Origin of the sequence: Tenacibaculum lutimaris, from assembly GCF_003610735.1 — a bacterium.
Classification (GTDB): domain Bacteria; phylum Bacteroidota; class Bacteroidia; order Flavobacteriales; family Flavobacteriaceae; genus Polaribacter; species Polaribacter lutimaris.
In genome coordinates, this window is sequence record NZ_RAQM01000012.1 from 69352 (window position 1) to 87246 (window position 17895).

The window sequence follows — 17895 nt, forward strand, 5'->3', positions numbered from 1 at the left end:
TAAGAGCTATGATGAAGAATTATTTTTACGTATTGTTACTTTTCATTTCAATTGCTTGTAATACAAAAAAACAAGAGATTAAAATAGAAAATGAAAAAGAGCTAATTTCTATTGGTGAAGTAGCTACCTTATACTCTTCTATTTTAAATGAAGACAGAAATTTAAACATCTACTTACCCCATGGTTATCATCCTGATTCAACTAGGACCTATAACACTATTTATTTGCTAGACGGTTCTAAAGAAGAAGATTTTAAACACATTGCTGGACTAGTCCAATTCATGCAGTTATCAACTCAAATGGAGCCCATGATTGTTGTTGGTATTGAAAATATTGATAGAAATAGAGATTTTACACATCCAAGTAACGATAGTTTAGATATTAAAGATTTCCCGACCCATGGTGGCTCTGAAAAATTTATCCGTTTTTTAAAAGAAGAAGTACAACCATATATCAACAAGAGCTATAAAACCAACAATCATAAAACTTTAATTGGTCAATCGTTAGGCGGATTACTAGCTACGGAAGTTTTACTAAAAAACCCAAGCATGTTTAATGATTATATCATCGTAAGTCCATCACTTTGGTGGAACGAATACAGAATGCTTAAAAACATTGATAGTTTACTAAATAAGCAGCAGTTTTCTGATCCAACTGTATTTTTATCTGTTGGGAAAGAGCATCCTGCAATGAATGAAATAGCTGATACTTTAGCAAAAAAACTCAATAACAAAAGAGGTATCAACTGCATTTACAAACCCGACTATAATGAAGACCACGCAACTATATTGCATCCTGCTGTACATAAAGCTTTGAAAACATTATATTAAATAGCTTAACCCTTAAAAACCACAATAAAAACATCTCAATTAAATAGTTAAAAATATTTTATTTATACATTTATTTTGTCTTTATAATCCTTTTTTCTAAATTTAAAAACTGTTTTTTATAAAAACAGTAATTATTGTTTCCCCCGAAACTATTTAAATATGAGAAAAGAAAAACTATCTGCTTTAATAGCGGACAACTGCCCCCTTGTATGTGAAACTTACAGGAACATTGCATCTAAAATCACCAAAAAGACTTCAAATTTCAGTTTCAACATTGACATTACTTACAATTGTAATGGTGCTTACGACATTATTAAGAGAACAATTGAAAAAGAAACTAAATTAGATTTTGTTGTTTTAGATTTAAAACTCAAACCTTCTTCAAACAGAAAAATTTTATCAGGTGAAGATTTAGGCTTCTTAATCAGAAAACTACTCCCTAACACAAAAATTATCGTAGTTACAGACTGTAATGATAACTACAGAATTCATAATGTTATTAAAAGTCTAAACCCTGAAAGCTTTTTAACAAAAAGTGACTTGACCTCTGATGAATTTAAAAACGCCATTAAAAATGTTGCTAATAATATTCCTTATTACAGCAAAACTGTTTTAAAACTTTTAAGAAAAGAAGTTTCGAGTAGTTTTATAATCGACACTATAGATAGACAAATTCTCTATGAACTATCTATTGGATCTAAAATGAAAGATATGCCCAATTACATACCTTTATCTGCTGCTAGCATTGAGAAACGCAAAAGACACTTAAAAAAAGTTTTCAACGTAAAAGACAAAGGAGATAGAGAATTAATTTTAGTAGCGAAAGAAAAAGGCTACATCTAAGAAATCAAAAAATAAGGTTTTCCCTTACTTTTTTTATGTGTTTTTTAAAAAAAACACAATTATTAAAAGATAGATTTGGAAAAATCTAAAAATTAGCTATTCTTAAAAAACCCTTCATTTTGAAAGATACATTAATACCTTTAGTACAAAAGTTACTCAAAAAAAACAGAATTCCTTTTGATCGAGAAGAACTTTCCTTCCAAATTCAAAGCCACCCATCCTATCCTAGTTTACATGCTATAACTGGAGTTCTTGATCACTTCAACATAGAAAATGTTGCGGCTGATGTTCCTGTAAATTCCGAAACATTGTTACAACTACCGGATTGCTTTATAGCTCAAATAAACAGCGACTATGGTCAAGAATTAATTGTTCTTGAGAGAAAACAACTGGATTACATAATCTATAACTCTGAGAACAAAAAAACTAAACTTTCAGAAAATGAATTCCTCGATAAATTTACAGGAATTATTGTAGCTGTTGAACAAACAAAAAACGCTGAAGTTCCTAAAGAAAATTCTAACTTCTTGAAAACTGTAAGTCTTATCACTCTTAGTTTTTTAGTACTATTTTCTTTCTACAAAAGCTCTGTTTCCTTGTATAATATAGTTTATTTCTCTCTTTCAATTTTAGGTGTTATTATAAGTGTAGCTATAATGAAACAAGAACTCGGTTTAAAATCTTCTATTGGTGATACTTTCTGTTCTGGAACAGATGAAAAGAAAGATTGTGATGCCATTTTAACTTCTAAGGGAGCAGAGATTGTTAAAGGTTACAAACTCAGTGATTTTAGTATTCTTTATTTTTCTGGCTTATCTATTCTTACTTTAATTCAAATATCAAATCCTATTTTATCATATACGATAAGTTTATTAGCAATACCAGTAACTATTTACTCTTTGTACTATCAATATGTAGTTGTAAAAAAATGGTGTCTTTTGTGTTTAAGTATTGTTGGTGTTTTATGGATTCAAGCACTTACCCCAATATTAACCAATAATTATATTGACACTTTTATTGTTAACGATTTTATTTCTTTAGGAATAATTGCTTTCTCATCTCTTATAGCATGGAGTTATTTAAAACCACTAATAACAAATGTACACACTTTGAAAAAGGAAAAAGTTGAAAGTGTAAAATTTAAAAGAAACTTTACTCTTTTTGAAAGTCTTCTTCAAAAGTCTCCTCAACTTAACACACATATAGAAAATTCAAAAGAAATTACATTTGGAAACCATAATTCTTCTTTAGAAATAGTAATAGTTACTAATCCATTCTGCGGCCATTGTAAACCTGTTCATACTCATGTTGATGAAATTCTAAAAAAGTTCAACAATAATGTTAAGATTAAAATTCGCTTTAATATTAATCCGAGTGATCAAAATAGTGATGTTGTAAAAATAACCAGTAGACTTTTAGAAATTTACGAATCTAAAGGAGAAAAGGAATGTTTATCTGCTATGGATGACATTTATGGAGGCGAAAAACCAAATACTTGGTTAAAAAAATGGGGAGAATGTAAGCATAATGAGCTTTATATACCTGAATTAGAAAGGGAAAATAATTGGTGTAAAGAAAACAACATCAACTTTACCCCTGAAATTTTAATCAATGGAAGATCTTTTCCAAAAGAATACAACAGAACTGACTTAATTTTCTTTATTGAAGATTTAGAAGAAACTACCAAAATTTTATCAGTGGTGTAAATTATACACTTTATACAAAAAACAAAGCCCAATTAAGGGCTTTGCATTTTGAACAAAATTCTCTCGCGAAGAATAGACACATTGGTGAGTGTCTTTAAATGTTCGCCGCAAAAGTAATCTTAATATTTTAATTATGAAAAAACAAATTTTAAACCTAGGTAAAGCTTTAAATAAAGTAGATCAGAAAGCAATTAATGGAGGGTATATTGAAGGACCTTGTAGAGCAGGAACAGACATGGATAAAAACTGTTTATGTACTAATGGAGGTCAATGTTCTTCTGGTACTTGTAAAAAAGGCATGGGACAGATATATGGAAACTGTGCTTAACCCATGAAAAATTATGGTAAGGGAGGTCTCATATACCTCCCTTTATAAACATTAAGATGATATGAAAATAAAAGTACTTATCTTGTTATTAATTTGTACTAGCTGTTTTAAAAAAAATGGCTATATAATAAAAGGAAAGATTAAAAACCTAAAAGACAGTACAAAAGTATTTCTTTTTGATTACAAAGAGTTAAAAGTTCTTGACAGTTGCTTTAGTTTAAATGAAGAATTTAAATTTATAGGTAAAACTAAAGAACCTTTACTTTCTGGAGTTTCATTTATGATAGCTAAAAATAATTTTAATATAGATTTTTGGTTAGAAAACGACAATATAATTATTACTAAAAACAACAAAAAAGAGCTTAACAATTCTATTTTTAAAGTTACAGGAGGAGAGCTGAATAAAATTTCAAACCTTTTTAAAGAATCTTTAAAAGATCATAAAAAAAATAAAACAGAAGCTTATCTTAGATTTAAGAAAAAAGAAATAAATAGAGAAGAATACGATAAAATTATAGACAAGTTTAATATAGCTGCATTAAATTTCTTTAATAAATATCCTAATAATTATTTTTCAATCTCAGAAGTAATATCAAACAAAATTTATTATTCTAAAAAAGAGCTATCTAGCTTTTATAATCTCTTGAATAATCAGTTAAAAAAAACAGAAAAAGGAATATTATTAGAAAAGTATATAAAAACAAAAAAAATCATTTTAGGAGATAAAATTATAAACATTGAAGCTTCAGATATAAAAGGAAACAAGGTTAATTTATCACAGATTAAAGATTCCATTATTTTATTAAATTTTTGGGCTAGTTGGTGTCCCCCTTGTATTGAAAAAATAAAAAATGAATTTCCTTCTATCCAACAAAAACACCCTAACATTAAATTAGTTAGTTTCTCATTTGATTTAGATAAAAAAATGTGGAAAAAGAAAAGCGAAGACCTTAAAATTGATTGGGTTAACTTATCAAACTTTAAAAAAATAGGAGAAAGTATCACTGCTATTAATTATAATATTGAAGAAATTCCTACAACTTTTTTAATCAAACACGGTAAAATTAAAAAGATAATAAAATATAATGATGATTTGTTATCTGAAATCGAATTGGGTATAAAAAATTAGAATTTGAAAAAATTTCCAAACTATAAACAGACAGAAGCCAAAGATTGCGGACCAACGTGTATCAAAATCATAGCCAAACACTATGGTAAAACCATTAACACACAGCAACTACGTAGTCTCAGTGAAACTACTCGAGAAGGCAGTAGCTTACTTGGTTTAAGTGAAGCTGTAGAGTCTATAGGCTTTAAGTCTTTAGGTATAAAATTAGCTTATAACAAATTAAAAGAAGCTCCATTGCCTTGTATCATTCACTGGAATAAAAACCACTATGTAGTTCTTTATAAAATTAAAAAGAACATTGTTTATATTTCTGATCCCGCTCATGGATTAATTACTTTTACAAAAGAAGAATTTATTCAACATTGGATTGGAAATAACGCAGATGAAAATACAGAAGAAGGAATTGCTTTATTAGTTGAACCCACACCTAAATTTTATCAAGAAGAGTTTGAAGAAGATGAAAAATTTGGATTCTCATTTATTTTTAAATACTTATACAAATACAAGAAGTTCATAGTTCAATTAATAATAGGACTTCTTGCTGGTAGTTTACTTCAACTAATTTTACCCTTTTTAACTCAAAGTGTAGTTGACGTAGGTATCAAAAACCAAGATTTAAATTTTGTATACCTTATCTTATTTGCACAACTGTTCCTTTTTATAGGAAAAGCTTCACTAGAAATTATTCGAAGTTGGATTCTACTACATCTTAGTACTAGAATCAACATATCTTTAATTTCAGACTTTTTTATCAAACTAATGAAACTACCTATCTCCTATTTCGATGTAAGAATGACAGGAGATTTATTACAAAGAATCAACGATCATAAACGTATTGAAAGAATTTTAACTACCTCATCTTTAACTGTACTTTTTTCATTTTTCAACCTTATAATTTTTAGTTTGGTTTTAGGGTATTATAGTTTACAAATTTTTGGGGTTTTTGTACTAGGAAGTGTTCTATATTTTGGGTGGGTATTATTCTTTTTCAAGAAAAGAAAAGAACTTGATTACAAACGTTTTTCTCAAGTAAGTCAAGAACAGAGTAAGGTCATTGAACTTATTAATGGGATGCAAGAAATAAAGCTTCATAATGCTGAAAGACGTATGCGCTGGAACTGGGAATATGTGCAAGCTCGTTTATTTAAAGTAGCTACAAAAAGTCTTGCTTTAGAACAAACACAAAGTGTAGGTTCAAATTTCATCAATGAGCTTAAAAATATGTTCATTACCATACTTTCTGCAAAACTAGTAATAGATGGACAAATCACATTAGGTATGATGATGGCTATTAGCTATATCGTAGGGCAGTTAAACGGTCCAATTACTCAATTAATTAATTTTATGAGAGACATACAAGATGCCCAAATATCTTTAGATAGACTAGGTGAAATCCACAACATGGAAGATGAAGAAAAACCTAGTGATGAAAAAGTGACAGTTATACCTGAAAATGCATCTATAAAATTAAATAACATTTCATTCAGATATACAGGTGGCTTAGAACCTGTTTTAAAGAACCTATCTCTTGAAATCCCTGCAAATAAAACAACTGCTATTGTTGGTGTTAGTGGAAGTGGAAAAACCACCTTAATGAAGTTACTCCTTGGTTTTTACCAAGTAGATAAAGGAGATATTTCAATCAATAATTTCAACTTAAAAAATGTCTCTCAAAAAGAATGGAGAAGAAATTGTGGAGTTGTAATGCAAGAAGGTTACATCTTTAATGATTCCATAGCTAAAAACATAGCTGTAGGGGAAGATTATGTCGATAAAGAAAAATTAGCTCATGCAATCGATGTAGCAAACATTGGTGATTATATTGAAGGCTTGCCTTTAGGCTACAATACAAAAATTGGTAGTGAAGGTAACGGATTGAGTACAGGTCAAAAACAACGATTACTGATTGCTAGATCTGTCTATAAAAACCCTAAATTTTTATTCTTTGATGAAGCTACTAGTGCATTAGACGCCAATAACGAAAAGGTTATTATGGAAAAACTTAATGAGTTTTTTGCTAACAAAACTGCTGTTGTTATTGCTCATAGGTTAAGTACTGTAAAAAATGCACATCAAATAGTTGTACTTGAAAAAGGAAAAATTATTGAAAAAGGAAACCACGAAGAGTTAATCAAATTAAAAGGAAGTTACTACCATCTAGTTAAAAACCAACTAGACTTAGGTAAATAAAAATATTCTCTCGCGAAGAATAGACACAAACCTTGAGTGTCTTTAAACTGTTCAAGGATTTTATCAAATTTTAAATATTTTAATTATGAAAAAATCAATTTTAAACCTAGGTAAAGCTTTAAACAAAACTGAACAACAGTTAATTAATGGTGGAGAAGGTACATGTTGTAACACCATAACATATGAAGATGGGTATCAATATAGATCTTGTGGAAAAACAAAGGCGCAAGCTCTAGAACTTTTAGGTGATAGTTATGATAACTTAGGAGGTAGTGGACCAGCTACAGTTACACATTGGTGCTGTAGTAGTTGTTAATTTAAACTAACCCAAACGGATATTATTTCCGTTTGGGTATAACTTGAAATTTTATCACAACATGAAAATATATATAATTCTTTTGTTTCTGTTTTTATTAACTTCTTGCCAAGATCTACCGAAGAAAAAAAAACATGCAAAAAAAGGTTTGGTTACTATGATTATAAAAAACAACAATCAAGTTAAAACCAATATTGGTTCTGGCATAAATAAAAACTTTGATAGAATAAACATTAATACGAATAAAATTACAGATACCATAACAATTGAAACTAATAGCTATTTAAAATTGTATATAAAAAACAATAATTTTTTTAATAGTATATTATGTAAAAAAACAGACACCCTATTAATTAACATAAAGAAAACATCTACAAGTTTATCTTTTATTAATAGAAAATTAAAAAGATATGACAGTATACCTCTTAACAACCTATACAAAACCAACCTAAAACATATAATATTAAAACACAATAAACTTTTTAATTTTTTTTTTCAAGTTAATAAATCTTCCAATAAGTTTATTCCTAAAAAAAACATCATCAAATCTAACCTAAATAGATTCAAAGAATTAGACTCTTTAGAGTATAATAAACTTAGAATTAAAAAAAAGATTCTAAACAAACTGTATAAGAACAACCTTATAAGTAATATTAATCATGTTTATCATACATCTCAGGTAGATTTCAACTATTTTAGGTCACTTATTAGAAGCTATAAATTTAGTCTAGATAATTTCTATTTAAAAAAAATCATGAACTTGTATTTTAATAGCGAGTTAATATTTGACGACCCCTTTATTTCATATGGTTATATGAACATTTTCATTACTGATATTGTTCTAATAGAGGATAATTCTAAAGTAAACATTGATTATCAAAAGGCTTATAAACTTTTACCATCTTTATTAAAAGGTGAAAATTTAAAACTCTTTAGAGAGTTTTGCTTACACCAAATTGCCAAATCGGATAACAATTTAGCAAATTATTATTTTAACAAATATAAAGATTCATATAATGATACTTTGTTTATCAAAATATATGCTAATAAATACTTAATAAATGAAAAAAGAAAAGCTTTAGCCTCTAACAAAGTAGAGTTAGTCGATTCAGATTCAAAAAACTTAACTTTAAATGAAGTAATAAAAAAATACAAAGACAAAACTATTTATATTGACTTTTGGGCTAGTTGGTGTAATCCTTGTAGAAATGAAATGTCTAAGTCAAAAGCATTAATCAATGAATTTAAAAATAAAGATGTTGTATTCATCTACATATCTATCGATTCTGATAAAAATGAATGGATAAATGCTTCTGAAGAAGAAAAAATTGAGGGAAACAACAATTTTCTTGCAATTAACTACCCCTCCTCCTCATTTTATAAGAAACTCGAATTACAAACTATTCCAAGGTATTTAATTTATTCTAAAGGTAAATTAGTAAATGAAAATGCACCAAGACCTAGTTCTGAGAAAACAAAAAAACTATTAAACTTTTATTTAAATTAAAACCTTCTCTCGCGAAGAATAGACATAAACCTTGAGTGTCTTTAAATTATTCAAGGATTTTATCAAATTTAAATTATTTTAAAATGAAAAAATCAATTTTAAACTTAGGTAAAACTTTAAACAAAATAGAACAACTACAAATTAACGGGGGCTTCCCTTGTGACTCTGAAACTGATTGTTACAACCAACCATCAGGAGAACCTTTTAAAAATCAGGAATGGAGATGTAATGTAGGGATCTGTATCTTAATATAATTAAAATTTATTTCACTGGTGCTCTTTTACTAATAAGAGCACCTTTATACACTTTAAATATGCCAAATAACACTCAAGATATAGAAATTCGTAGTGAAGAAGTGCAAGAAATTCTAACTCATGTACCTAATTGGATGATTCGTTGGGGTAACACCTTGTTACTTGGACTCATTTTAATGTTATTATTCATTTCTTGGTTTGTAAAATATCCTGACGTTATTTCTACAGAAGTGATGGTTACCACCTCTACTCCACCTGAAAAAATTTATGCAAAATCAACAGGTCAATTTGAAACTTTTTTAACAAGTGAAGGTAAAAATGTCTCTGAAGGAGATGTTTTAGCTGTTATTGAAAACAGTGCTTCTTACAAAGATGTCTTACTATTAAAAAGTATTGTAGATACTATTGAAATGAATCAACAAAAGTTCTTTTTCCCTGTTGACAAAGTTCCTCCACTAATTTTAGGTGACATAACTTCCAGCTACTCTCAATTTGAAAACGACTACTCTGAATATGTTTTAAACGAAAAATTAACTCCGTTTAAATCTGAAAATTTTGCAAACCAAATGTCTGTTATAGAAGCAAGAGGTAGACTGCAAATTTTACTTTCTCAAAAAGACTTAAACCTTAAAGAACTAGATTTCAAAGAGAAAGATCTTAAACGCAGCAGAAAAATGTTTAGTCAAGGAGTTATTTCTGCCAAAGAAAAAGACCAAAAAGAAATAGAATACCTGCAAGCAAAACGTTCATACAAAACACTCGAATCTTCAATTTCACAAATCAGAGAATTAATTAGTAACTCTAATAAAAATTTAGAAGGAACCTCTATAAAAAAAGCACAACAAGATACACGCCTTAAAAATAAAGCTATTCAGTCTTTCTTATACTTGAAAAAAGCCATTAAAGATTGGGAAAAACAGTATGCCCTGACATCTTCTATTAACGGAAAGGTTTCATTTTTGTCTTTTTGGAATAAAAATCAAACTGTAAAAACCGGGGATCTTATTTTCACTATCATTCCTGATGAAGGAAATAATTTTATAGGAAAAATTGAAGCGCCTGCTGCCAATTCAGGTAAAATAAAAAAAGGACAAAAAGTTCAAATAAAACTACTCAACTACCCTTCTGATGAATTTGGTGAGCTGAATGGAGAAGTTAAATCAATTTCATTAACTCCTAATGAAGAAGGTAATTATTTAATTAATGTAGAATTACCTCAAAACTTAGAAACCACCTACAATAAAACAATTCCTTTTAGACAAGAAATGAAAGGTGCTGCAGATATAGTAACTGAAGATTTACGCTTGATAGAACGTTTTTTCTATCAACTTAAAAATATAATTCAATAAAATTCTCTCGTAAAGAATAGACACAAACCTTGAGTGTCTTTAAATTATTCAAGGGTTAATTAATATTAATTTTTTTAATCATGAAAAAACAAATTTTAAACTTAGGTAAAGCTTTAACTAGAACTGATCAGAAACAAGTTAATGGAGGAGGTCTTGCTAATTGCAGCACTTACTCTGGACCTTATTGTTACAGCGATATTGAAAGCAACTGTGGTAGTTGTCTTGAATATCAAGCTCTTCCTAAAGAACATAAACCTTGCGTACTTGTAGACTATTATTGTGAAGTACAATAATAACAAGTAATGTTAATTTAGTTGTAAACAGGTTGATTATACATCTATAATCAACCTTGAACTTAAGTGAAGTTTCAAACAAACTAAAACTTATTTGTAATATGTCTTCAGAAGAAAAAGGAAAGTTAGTAAATAAAAATGCTCCAAGACCAAGTTCTACTCAAATTAGAAAAACATTAGATAATTATCTAAAATAAAAAATTCTCTCGCGAAGAATAGACACAAACCTTGAGTGCCTTTAAACTATTCAAGGATTAATTAATATTAAATTTTTTAATCATGAAAAAACAAATTTTAAACTTTGGTAAAGCTTTAAATAAAGCTGATCAAAAACAAGCTAATGGAGGTGCTAGCGGTGCTTGTTACCAAGAAGGTAGTAGATGTTGTGAATACAAACCTTGGGGTGTCTTTTGTGATGCTGGTAGATGTGGTACTTACGGTTGTTTATGGTATTAATTTTTAAAACACTAAAAAATGAAAAATCAAATTCTAAACTTTGGTAAGCCACTAAATAAAACAGAACAAAAGCAAATTAATGGTGGTATAGCTCGTGGATGCACTCAAGATGGTGTTATGTGCTGTGAATCTACTTCATGGGGTAACTTATGCGCTCCTGGTAGATGTGACAGATTTGGATGTATTTGGTATTAAACTTAAAATTTTAAATTATGAAAAATCAAATTTTAAATTTAGGCAAAGCTTTAAAAAAATCTGACCAACAACAAGTCAATGGAGGCATACCCAAACTTTTTGAATGCTTAACTGATGAGGATTGTAATCTTTACCCCGATTCTTTTAGTCAATGTAGAAACAATATTTGTTATTATACTAATTAACTTCTACAAAGCCTCCTAATAGGAGGCTTTTTTTAAAAAAAACCACTAAATTAGCAGGCTTGCTAAAAATCAAATTTTAGCAGTTTAATTTGTTATTTAATATAAAAGTAGAAGAATTATGAGTCCGAATGATGACAGAAAAATTAGAGAAAAACTACAACAAAAAACTTGGAACGAAATAAAAACAAACGATTCTTGGGCAATTTTTAAAATTATGTCTGAGTTTGTTGATGGCTATGAAAAATTAAGTAAAATAGGCCCTTGTGTGTCTATTTTTGGTTCTGCACGTACAAAAACCGATGACCCTTACTATAAATTAGCTGAAGAAGTTTCTTATAAATTAACGCAAAGTGGTTTTGGGGTTATTACAGGTGGTGGACCAGGTATTATGGAGGCAGGTAACAAAGGCGCTCACCGAGGCAAAGGAACCTCTGTAGGTTTAAACATAGACCTTCCTTTTGAACAACACGATAATCCTTGGATTGATCGAGATAAAAACCTAAACTTTGATTACTTTTTTGTTCGTAAAGTAATGTTTGTAAAGTACTCGCAAGGTTTTGTTGTTATGCCTGGTGGTTTTGGCACAATGGATGAGCTTTTTGAAGCAATTACGTTGATTCAAACCAACAAAATTGGTCGTTTCCCTATTGTATTGGTAGGTAGAAAGTTTTGGGGAGGTTTATTAGACTGGATTAAAAACACTTTAATAGAAGAAGGCAACATAAGTGAGAAAGATTTGAATTTATTTAGAGTTGTTGATACTGCTGATGAAGCTGTGGAACATTTTAACAAGTTCTATGCTAAATATCAATTAAAACCTAATTTCTAAAAATATTTATCTTTAAAGCTCGTTGAATTCACATCGAGCTTTTTTTATTTAATGTTGAAAGAAAGAATACTACTTTTTATATGTATAATTTTTTTGTGCAATTTCAAGGTAACAGCGCAAAAAAATACAGTTAACATCAAAGCTGTTCTTGATGTTAAGAATAACCTTCTTCATATTCAACAAAAAACAGTTTATTTTAACACTTCCAATTCAATTATATCTGAATTATACTTACACAATTGGGGAAATAGCTTTATTGACAATGAAACACCTTTAGCTAAACGTTTTATTGAAGACTACAAAAATGATTTTTCCTTTTCTAAAGATAAGGACAAAGGATTTAGTTATATAAAAAACTTAACTATTAACAATAACCAAGTTACTTACAAAGAGAAAAAAGAACATTCTGATATTGTTAAAGTGAACCTTAATGAAAAACTGCATCCCAATGATAGTTTAATTATAAACACTTCTTATTTTATAAAAATCCCCAATGCTAAATACACAGGATACGGAAAAACAAAAACTGGATATCATTTACGCTTTTGGTATATTACTCCAGCTGTTTTTGACGGTAACTGGCACCTAATGAGTAACCTAAATTTAGATGACTTATTTGAAGATCTTTCTAATTACAAAATCACAATTGAAGTCCCTAAAAATTATTTTATTGAAAGTAACTTATATCAATATAAAACTGAAGAAAAAAACTTTACCAGTTATTACTTAGTTGGAGGTAAGAAGAAAGACATTATACTACATATAGACCCTCTTAAAACATTCAAATCCTTCAAAATAAAGGATAAAGAAATAAAAACTGACTCTTATTTAAAAAGTATCCCAAATAAAGAAACTACTAAAATTATTGACAGACAAATACAATTTATTGAAAACTTTATTGGAAAACATCCACATCCTGAAATTCTTGTTGATGCTCGCACTGTAAATAAGAACTCTTTGCACGAAATTTACGGTCTCCCTAAATGGTTAAAACCTTTTCCCAACAACTTTAGATGGGAAACTGGATTTTTCAAAGCTCTTGTGCAAAAATATTTTGATGATGTTATTATTCAAAATACCCGAAAAGATTATTGGTTAACCGACGGCTTACAAACCTTTTTAATGATGGAATACATCAAGGAATATTATCCTGATGTTACCGTTTTAGGTAAATACTCTAACTATTGGCCTATTAAATCGTATAATATTTCGCAGTTAAAACAAAATGATAAATACGCACTTGTTTATCAGTTTAGTTCTCGTAAATTCTATGACCAATCTTTAACTACAGCTAGCGATTCTCTTTCTAACTTCAACAGAAAAGTAGTTAGTAAATATAAAGCAGGACTTGGTTTTAAATATCTTCAAAACTTTGTTGGAGATAGTATTTTAAAAAAATCTGTAAAAGAATTTTATATTAAACATCAATTAAAACCTTCAACTAGTAGTGATTTTGCCAACATTATTCAAAAAAACACTATTAAAGATTTACAGTGGTTTTTTGGAGATTATATTACCACAAACAAAAAAATAGATTATAAAATAAATAAAGTTTCTTTTTCAAAAAACAAAGATTCATTATTCGTAACTATCAAAAACAAAAGAAACTTTTCTGCTCCTGTCGCTTTATATGGAATTCAAAAGAAAGAAATTAAATTTAAAACTTGGGTTACTGGTGTTGATTCTACTAAAACCGTAAAAATTAAAAGAGGTGATTTTAAAAAACTTGCATTAAACTATGAAAACACCTACCCTGAATTTAATTCTCTAGATAATTTTAGAAATATAAACAACAACCTTATTAACAAACCCCTACAATTTCGTTTTTTTAAAGATTTCGAAAACCCTTATTACAATCAACTATTTTATTATCCAGATTTCAAATACAATTTATATGACGGATTAATACTTGGGGTTAATATTAACAACAGATCAATTGTTAATAGAAATTTTGAGTTTAGTATCACCCCTAATTATAGTACAAAAAGTCAAAACTTAACAGGTTCTTTTGTGGTTGCCTACAACCACTTTCTTAAAAATCAGGACTTATACAAAATACGTTATGGTGTTGGTGGTAGTAACTTTCACTACGCTCCAGAACTTGGTTATAATACTTTTTTTCCTTTTATTAATTTTCAATTTAGAAGAAATTCACTTCGTGATATTGGCTCGAAATCATTCACGGCACGCCTTATAAGTGTTAACAAAGAAATCCCTTCTGGCGAAATAAAAAGTGACAAAGACAAATACAATATTTTCAACTTACGCTACATCAACAACAAGTTTGACGCGATAAAAAGTATTAGATACGCTTTAAACGCCGAATTAAATTCTAATTTCAGTAAACTTTCAACAGACATTAGATATAAAAAGTTTTTCGCTACCGACAAAAGTTATGAAGTCAGGTTTTTTGGAGGGCTTTTCATAACAAACAATACTGATGGAGATTATTTTAACTTTGGTTTAAACAAAATAAATGATTATTTATTTGAACAGAATTTGTTTGGACGTTCTGAAAATGAGGGGATTTTTAGTCAGCAATTTGTAGTAGGACAAGGAGGGTTCAAATCTAATTTTAAACAACCTTATTACGCCAATCAACTTATAACTTCTCTTAACACCAGTATAAGTGTTTGGAAATGGGCTGAAGTATACAACGATGTAGCCATGTTAAAAAACAAAAATAGTTCTCCAAAGTATTTTTACGAAAATGGAATCCGTTTAAACTTCCTTCCTGATATTTTTGAGTTCTATCTTCCTATATATACAAACGAAGGATTTGAAGTTACTAAAGAAGCCTATCCTTCAAAAATTAGATTTATAATTACGACTGATATTGATCAGATTTACAACTTTATCAGAAGAGGAGTATTGTAAATACTTCAATAAAAACTGATTTTTTCTCTTTTTTTTGAAAAATATTCAATGAAAATAGAAATTTTTAAATTTCAACTAAAAAAACTATCTTTGTAACCATACCTAAATTAGATGATTATGACGCAAAATACCGAAATAGTTAATACTCAACAGCTTTCTTTTGAAGATTTTAAAAACGAAGTTTTAAACGACTATAGAATTGCTCGTATTAGTCGAGAATGTAGTTTATTAGGACGTAGAGAAGTTTTAACAGGTAAAGCAAAATTTGGGATTTTCGGTGATGGTAAAGAAATACCCCAATTGGCTATGGCTAAAGCCTTTCAAAATGGAGATTTTCGCTCAGGTTATTATCGTGATCAAACATTTATGATGGCTATTGGAGAATTAACTCCACAACAGTTTTTTGCAGGTTTATATGCTCATACTGATATTGATGTTGAACCAATGTCTGCAGGTCGCCAAATGGGAGGTCATTTTGCAACCCATTCTTTAGATGAAAACGGAAACTGGAAAAACTTAACAGCTCAAAAAAACTCATCTTCTGATATTTCACCTACCGCAGGTCAAATGCCTCGTTTATTAGGATTAGCGCAAGCTTCTAAAATATACAGAAATGTTGAAGGTTTAGAAAATCACACGAACTTCTCAATCAACGGTAACGAAGTTGCTTGGGGTACTATTGGTAATGCTAGTACTAGTGAGGGGTTATTCTTTGAAACAATTAATGCTGCTGGTGTTCTACAAGTTCCAATGATAATGAATGTTTGGGATGATGAGTACGGAATTTCAGTACATGCACGTCACCAAACAACTAAAGAAAGTATTTCTGAAATCTTAAAAGGATTCCAACGTGAAAATGAAAGTAACGGATATGAGATTTTCGTAGTGAATGGTTGGGATTATGTTCAGTTAATTGACACTTACAATAAAGCTTCTCAAATCGCAAGAGAACAACATATCCCTATATTAATTCACGTAAAAGAATTAACACAACCTCAAGGGCATTCAACTTCAGGTTCACATGAACGTTACAAATCAAAAGAACGCTTACAATGGGAGCAAGAGTTTGATTGTATTGCCCAAATGCGTAAGTGGATTTTAGAATTTGAATTAGAAAATGAAGATGGAGAAACGTTAAGGTTTATCGATTCTGAAGAAGACTTAATCAACATTGAAAAAGAAGCTAAAAAAGAAGTAAGTAAAGCAAAGCGTGATGCTTGGAGTGCTTATACAAATGAAATAAAAGCAGAAGTGGCTGAAGCTATTTCTTTATTAGAAACCATTGCTCAAAAAAGCAATAATGGTTCTTTCATTACGAAATATAAAAATGATTTAGCTGCCATAGCAGAACCAATTAGAAAAGATATTTTAGTAGCTGCTCGTAAAACTTTACGTTATTTAAGAGATGAAGATTTTGCTGAAAAAACAGCACTTAAAAACTTCATCAAAGCTTCAACTGATAAAGCTGCTGTAAAATATTCGGCTCATTTATTAAGTGAAACTGAATTAGCAACTGAAAATATTGCTGCAGAAGCTCCAACTTATGCTTCAGAAAAAAATATTGTAGACGCACGTATTATTATGCGTGATAATTTTGATGCAATTTTAGCAAAACACCCTGAGGTATTAATCTTTGGTGAAGATGCTGGATATATTGGTGATGTAAACCAAGGATTAGAAGGCTTGCAAGAAAAATTTGGTGAGTTACGTGTTTCTGACACAGGAATTCGAGAAGCTACCATTTTAGGTCAAGGTATTGGAATGGCAATGCGTGGTTTACGCCCTATTGCTGAAATTCAATATTTAGATTATTTATTATATGCTTTACAAATTATGAGTGACGATTTAGCAACGCTACGTTATCGTACTTTTGGAAAGCAAAAAGCTCCATTAATTATTCGTACTCGTGGACATCGTTTAGAAGGAATTTGGCATTCAGGTTCGCCAATGGGTGGAATAATAAACAACGTAAGAGGAATTCATGTATTAGTTCCTCGTAACATGACAAAAGCTGCTGGTTTCTATAACACTTTATTAGAAGGTGACGATCCTGCTTTAGTAGTAGAGTGCTTAAACGGATATCGTTTAAAAGAAGAGTTACCAACAAACTTAGGAGACTTTAAAACTCCAATTGGTGTTGTTGAAACCATCAAAGAAGGAAACGACATCACTATAGTTTCTTACGGTTCTACTTTACGAATTGTAGAAGAAGCTGCTAAAGATTTAGCACAAGTAGGTATAGATGTAGAAATTGTAGATGCGCAAAGTTTATTACCTTTTGACTTGAATCATGATACTGTAAAATCGGTTGCAAAAACAAATCGTTTATTAGTTGTTGACGAAGATGTTCCTGGTGGAGCTTCAGCATATTTATTACAAGAAATTGTTGAAAACCAAAACGGATACAAACATTTAGATAGCAAACCTCAAACTTTAACAGCAAAAGCACACAGACCTGCTTATGGTACTGATGGAGATTATTTCTCTAAACCTTCTGCTGAAGATATTTTTGAAAAAGTATACGAAATTATGAACGAAGCAAACCCTGCTAAATTTAAAAGTTTATACTAAAAAATACTGATAAAAATATAAAGACAAATCTCGTGAG

General features: G+C 29.4%; 17 protein-coding genes. All 17 read left to right on the forward strand.

The features are described from left to right. Positions 1 to 8: 8 nt before the first annotated feature. The 17 genes from C8N26_RS12540 to C8N26_RS12600 all read left to right on the forward strand — a co-directional run bounded on the left by C8N26_RS12540 (position 9) and on the right by C8N26_RS12600 (position 17858). The gene (locus C8N26_RS12540; RefSeq protein ID WP_211327810.1) at positions 9 to 830 is read left to right on the forward strand and encodes an alpha/beta hydrolase; all 822 of its coding nucleotides are present in this window, start codon (positions 9 to 11) and stop codon (positions 828 to 830) included. 159 nt (positions 831 to 989) lie between these two features. Further along, positions 990 to 1673, forward strand: coding sequence for a response regulator (locus C8N26_RS12545; RefSeq protein ID WP_120187562.1), 684 nt, complete (start codon positions 990 to 992; stop codon positions 1671 to 1673). Positions 1674 to 1792: 119 nt separating this feature from the next. After that, a complete protein-coding gene (locus C8N26_RS12550; RefSeq protein ID WP_120187563.1) occupies positions 1793 to 3379 on the forward strand; it encodes a vitamin K epoxide reductase family protein in 1587 nt (528 codons plus the stop codon). Between the two features lie 133 nt (positions 3380 to 3512). Beyond that, a complete protein-coding gene (locus C8N26_RS12555; RefSeq protein ID WP_120187564.1) occupies positions 3513 to 3707 on the forward strand; it encodes a hypothetical protein in 195 nt (64 codons plus the stop codon). Between the two features lie 61 nt (positions 3708 to 3768). After that, entirely contained in the window at positions 3769 to 4836 is a 1068-nt protein-coding gene (locus tag C8N26_RS12560) for a TlpA disulfide reductase family protein (protein ID WP_120187565.1), read from the forward strand. A 3-nt stretch (positions 4837 to 4839) separates the two neighbouring features. Next, a complete protein-coding gene (locus C8N26_RS12565; RefSeq protein ID WP_120187566.1) occupies positions 4840 to 7026 on the forward strand; it encodes a peptidase domain-containing ABC transporter in 2187 nt (728 codons plus the stop codon). 85 nt (positions 7027 to 7111) lie between these two features. Beyond that, entirely contained in the window at positions 7112 to 7342 is a 231-nt protein-coding gene (locus C8N26_RS12570) for a hypothetical protein (RefSeq protein WP_120187567.1), read from the forward strand. A 754-nt stretch (positions 7343 to 8096) separates the two neighbouring features. Next, entirely contained in the window at positions 8097 to 8849 is a 753-nt protein-coding gene (locus tag C8N26_RS13515; RefSeq protein WP_170141651.1) for a TlpA family protein disulfide reductase, read from the forward strand. An 83-nt stretch (positions 8850 to 8932) separates the two neighbouring features. Beyond that, complete coding sequence (locus tag C8N26_RS13520; protein ID WP_170141652.1) at positions 8933 to 9103, forward strand: hypothetical protein; 171 nt, start codon at positions 8933 to 8935, stop codon at positions 9101 to 9103. A gap of 59 nt (positions 9104 to 9162) precedes the next feature. Beyond that, positions 9163 to 10452, forward strand: coding sequence for an HlyD family secretion protein (locus tag C8N26_RS12580; protein ID WP_120187569.1), 1290 nt, complete (start codon positions 9163 to 9165; stop codon positions 10450 to 10452). 80 nt (positions 10453 to 10532) lie between these two features. Next, positions 10533 to 10745 (forward strand): hypothetical protein, encoded by a 213-nt coding sequence (locus C8N26_RS12585; protein WP_120187570.1) that lies wholly within the window; start codon positions 10533 to 10535, stop codon positions 10743 to 10745. Between the two features lie 279 nt (positions 10746 to 11024). Continuing rightward, positions 11025 to 11201 carry a hypothetical protein gene (locus C8N26_RS13525; RefSeq protein WP_170141653.1) on the forward strand — a complete coding sequence of 59 codons (177 nt, stop codon included), beginning with the start codon at positions 11025 to 11027 and terminating at the stop codon, positions 11199 to 11201. A gap of 18 nt (positions 11202 to 11219) precedes the next feature. After that, positions 11220 to 11396, forward strand: coding sequence for a hypothetical protein (locus tag C8N26_RS13530; protein WP_170141654.1), 177 nt, complete (start codon positions 11220 to 11222; stop codon positions 11394 to 11396). A 17-nt stretch (positions 11397 to 11413) separates the two neighbouring features. Next, positions 11414 to 11581, forward strand: coding sequence for a hypothetical protein (locus C8N26_RS13535; RefSeq protein ID WP_170141655.1), 168 nt, complete (start codon positions 11414 to 11416; stop codon positions 11579 to 11581). Between the two features lie 118 nt (positions 11582 to 11699). Continuing rightward, complete coding sequence (locus C8N26_RS12590) at positions 11700 to 12410, forward strand: LOG family protein (RefSeq protein WP_038006093.1); 711 nt, start codon at positions 11700 to 11702, stop codon at positions 12408 to 12410. Positions 12411 to 12503: 93 nt separating this feature from the next. Then, entirely contained in the window at positions 12504 to 15287 is a 2784-nt protein-coding gene (locus C8N26_RS12595) for a gluzincin family metallopeptidase (protein WP_147418509.1), read from the forward strand. Between the two features lie 117 nt (positions 15288 to 15404). After that, the gene (locus C8N26_RS12600; protein ID WP_120187572.1) at positions 15405 to 17858 is read left to right on the forward strand and encodes an alpha-ketoacid dehydrogenase subunit alpha/beta; all 2454 of its coding nucleotides are present in this window, start codon (positions 15405 to 15407) and stop codon (positions 17856 to 17858) included. Positions 17859 to 17895: the final 37 nt, after the last annotated feature.

Bases quoted from the DNA above. Each gene is read 5' to 3' on its own strand.
- C8N26_RS12540 (WP_211327810.1), top strand. From the start codon at position 9: ATGATGAAGAATTATTTTTACGTATTGTTACTTTTCATTTCAATTGCT.
- C8N26_RS12545 (WP_120187562.1), top strand. From the start codon at position 990: ATGAGAAAAGAAAAACTATCTGCTTTAATAGCGGACAACTGCCCCCTT.
- C8N26_RS12555 (WP_120187564.1), top strand. From the start codon at position 3,513: ATGAAAAAACAAATTTTAAACCTAGGTAAAGCTTTAAATAAAGTAGAT.
- C8N26_RS12560 (WP_120187565.1), top strand. From the start codon at position 3,769: ATGAAAATAAAAGTACTTATCTTGTTATTAATTTGTACTAGCTGTTTT.
- C8N26_RS12570 (WP_120187567.1), top strand. From the start codon at position 7,112: ATGAAAAAATCAATTTTAAACCTAGGTAAAGCTTTAAACAAAACTGAA.
- C8N26_RS13515 (WP_170141651.1), top strand. From the start codon at position 8,097: ATGAACTTGTATTTTAATAGCGAGTTAATATTTGACGACCCCTTTATT.
- C8N26_RS13520 (WP_170141652.1), top strand. From the start codon at position 8,933: ATGAAAAAATCAATTTTAAACTTAGGTAAAACTTTAAACAAAATAGAA.
- C8N26_RS12580 (WP_120187569.1), top strand. From the start codon at position 9,163: ATGCCAAATAACACTCAAGATATAGAAATTCGTAGTGAAGAAGTGCAA.
- C8N26_RS12585 (WP_120187570.1), top strand. From the start codon at position 10,533: ATGAAAAAACAAATTTTAAACTTAGGTAAAGCTTTAACTAGAACTGAT.
- C8N26_RS13525 (WP_170141653.1), top strand. From the start codon at position 11,025: ATGAAAAAACAAATTTTAAACTTTGGTAAAGCTTTAAATAAAGCTGAT.
- C8N26_RS13530 (WP_170141654.1), top strand. From the start codon at position 11,220: ATGAAAAATCAAATTCTAAACTTTGGTAAGCCACTAAATAAAACAGAA.
- C8N26_RS13535 (WP_170141655.1), top strand. From the start codon at position 11,414: ATGAAAAATCAAATTTTAAATTTAGGCAAAGCTTTAAAAAAATCTGAC.
- C8N26_RS12590 (WP_038006093.1), top strand. From the start codon at position 11,700: ATGAGTCCGAATGATGACAGAAAAATTAGAGAAAAACTACAACAAAAA.
- C8N26_RS12600 (WP_120187572.1), top strand. From the start codon at position 15,405: ATGACGCAAAATACCGAAATAGTTAATACTCAACAGCTTTCTTTTGAA.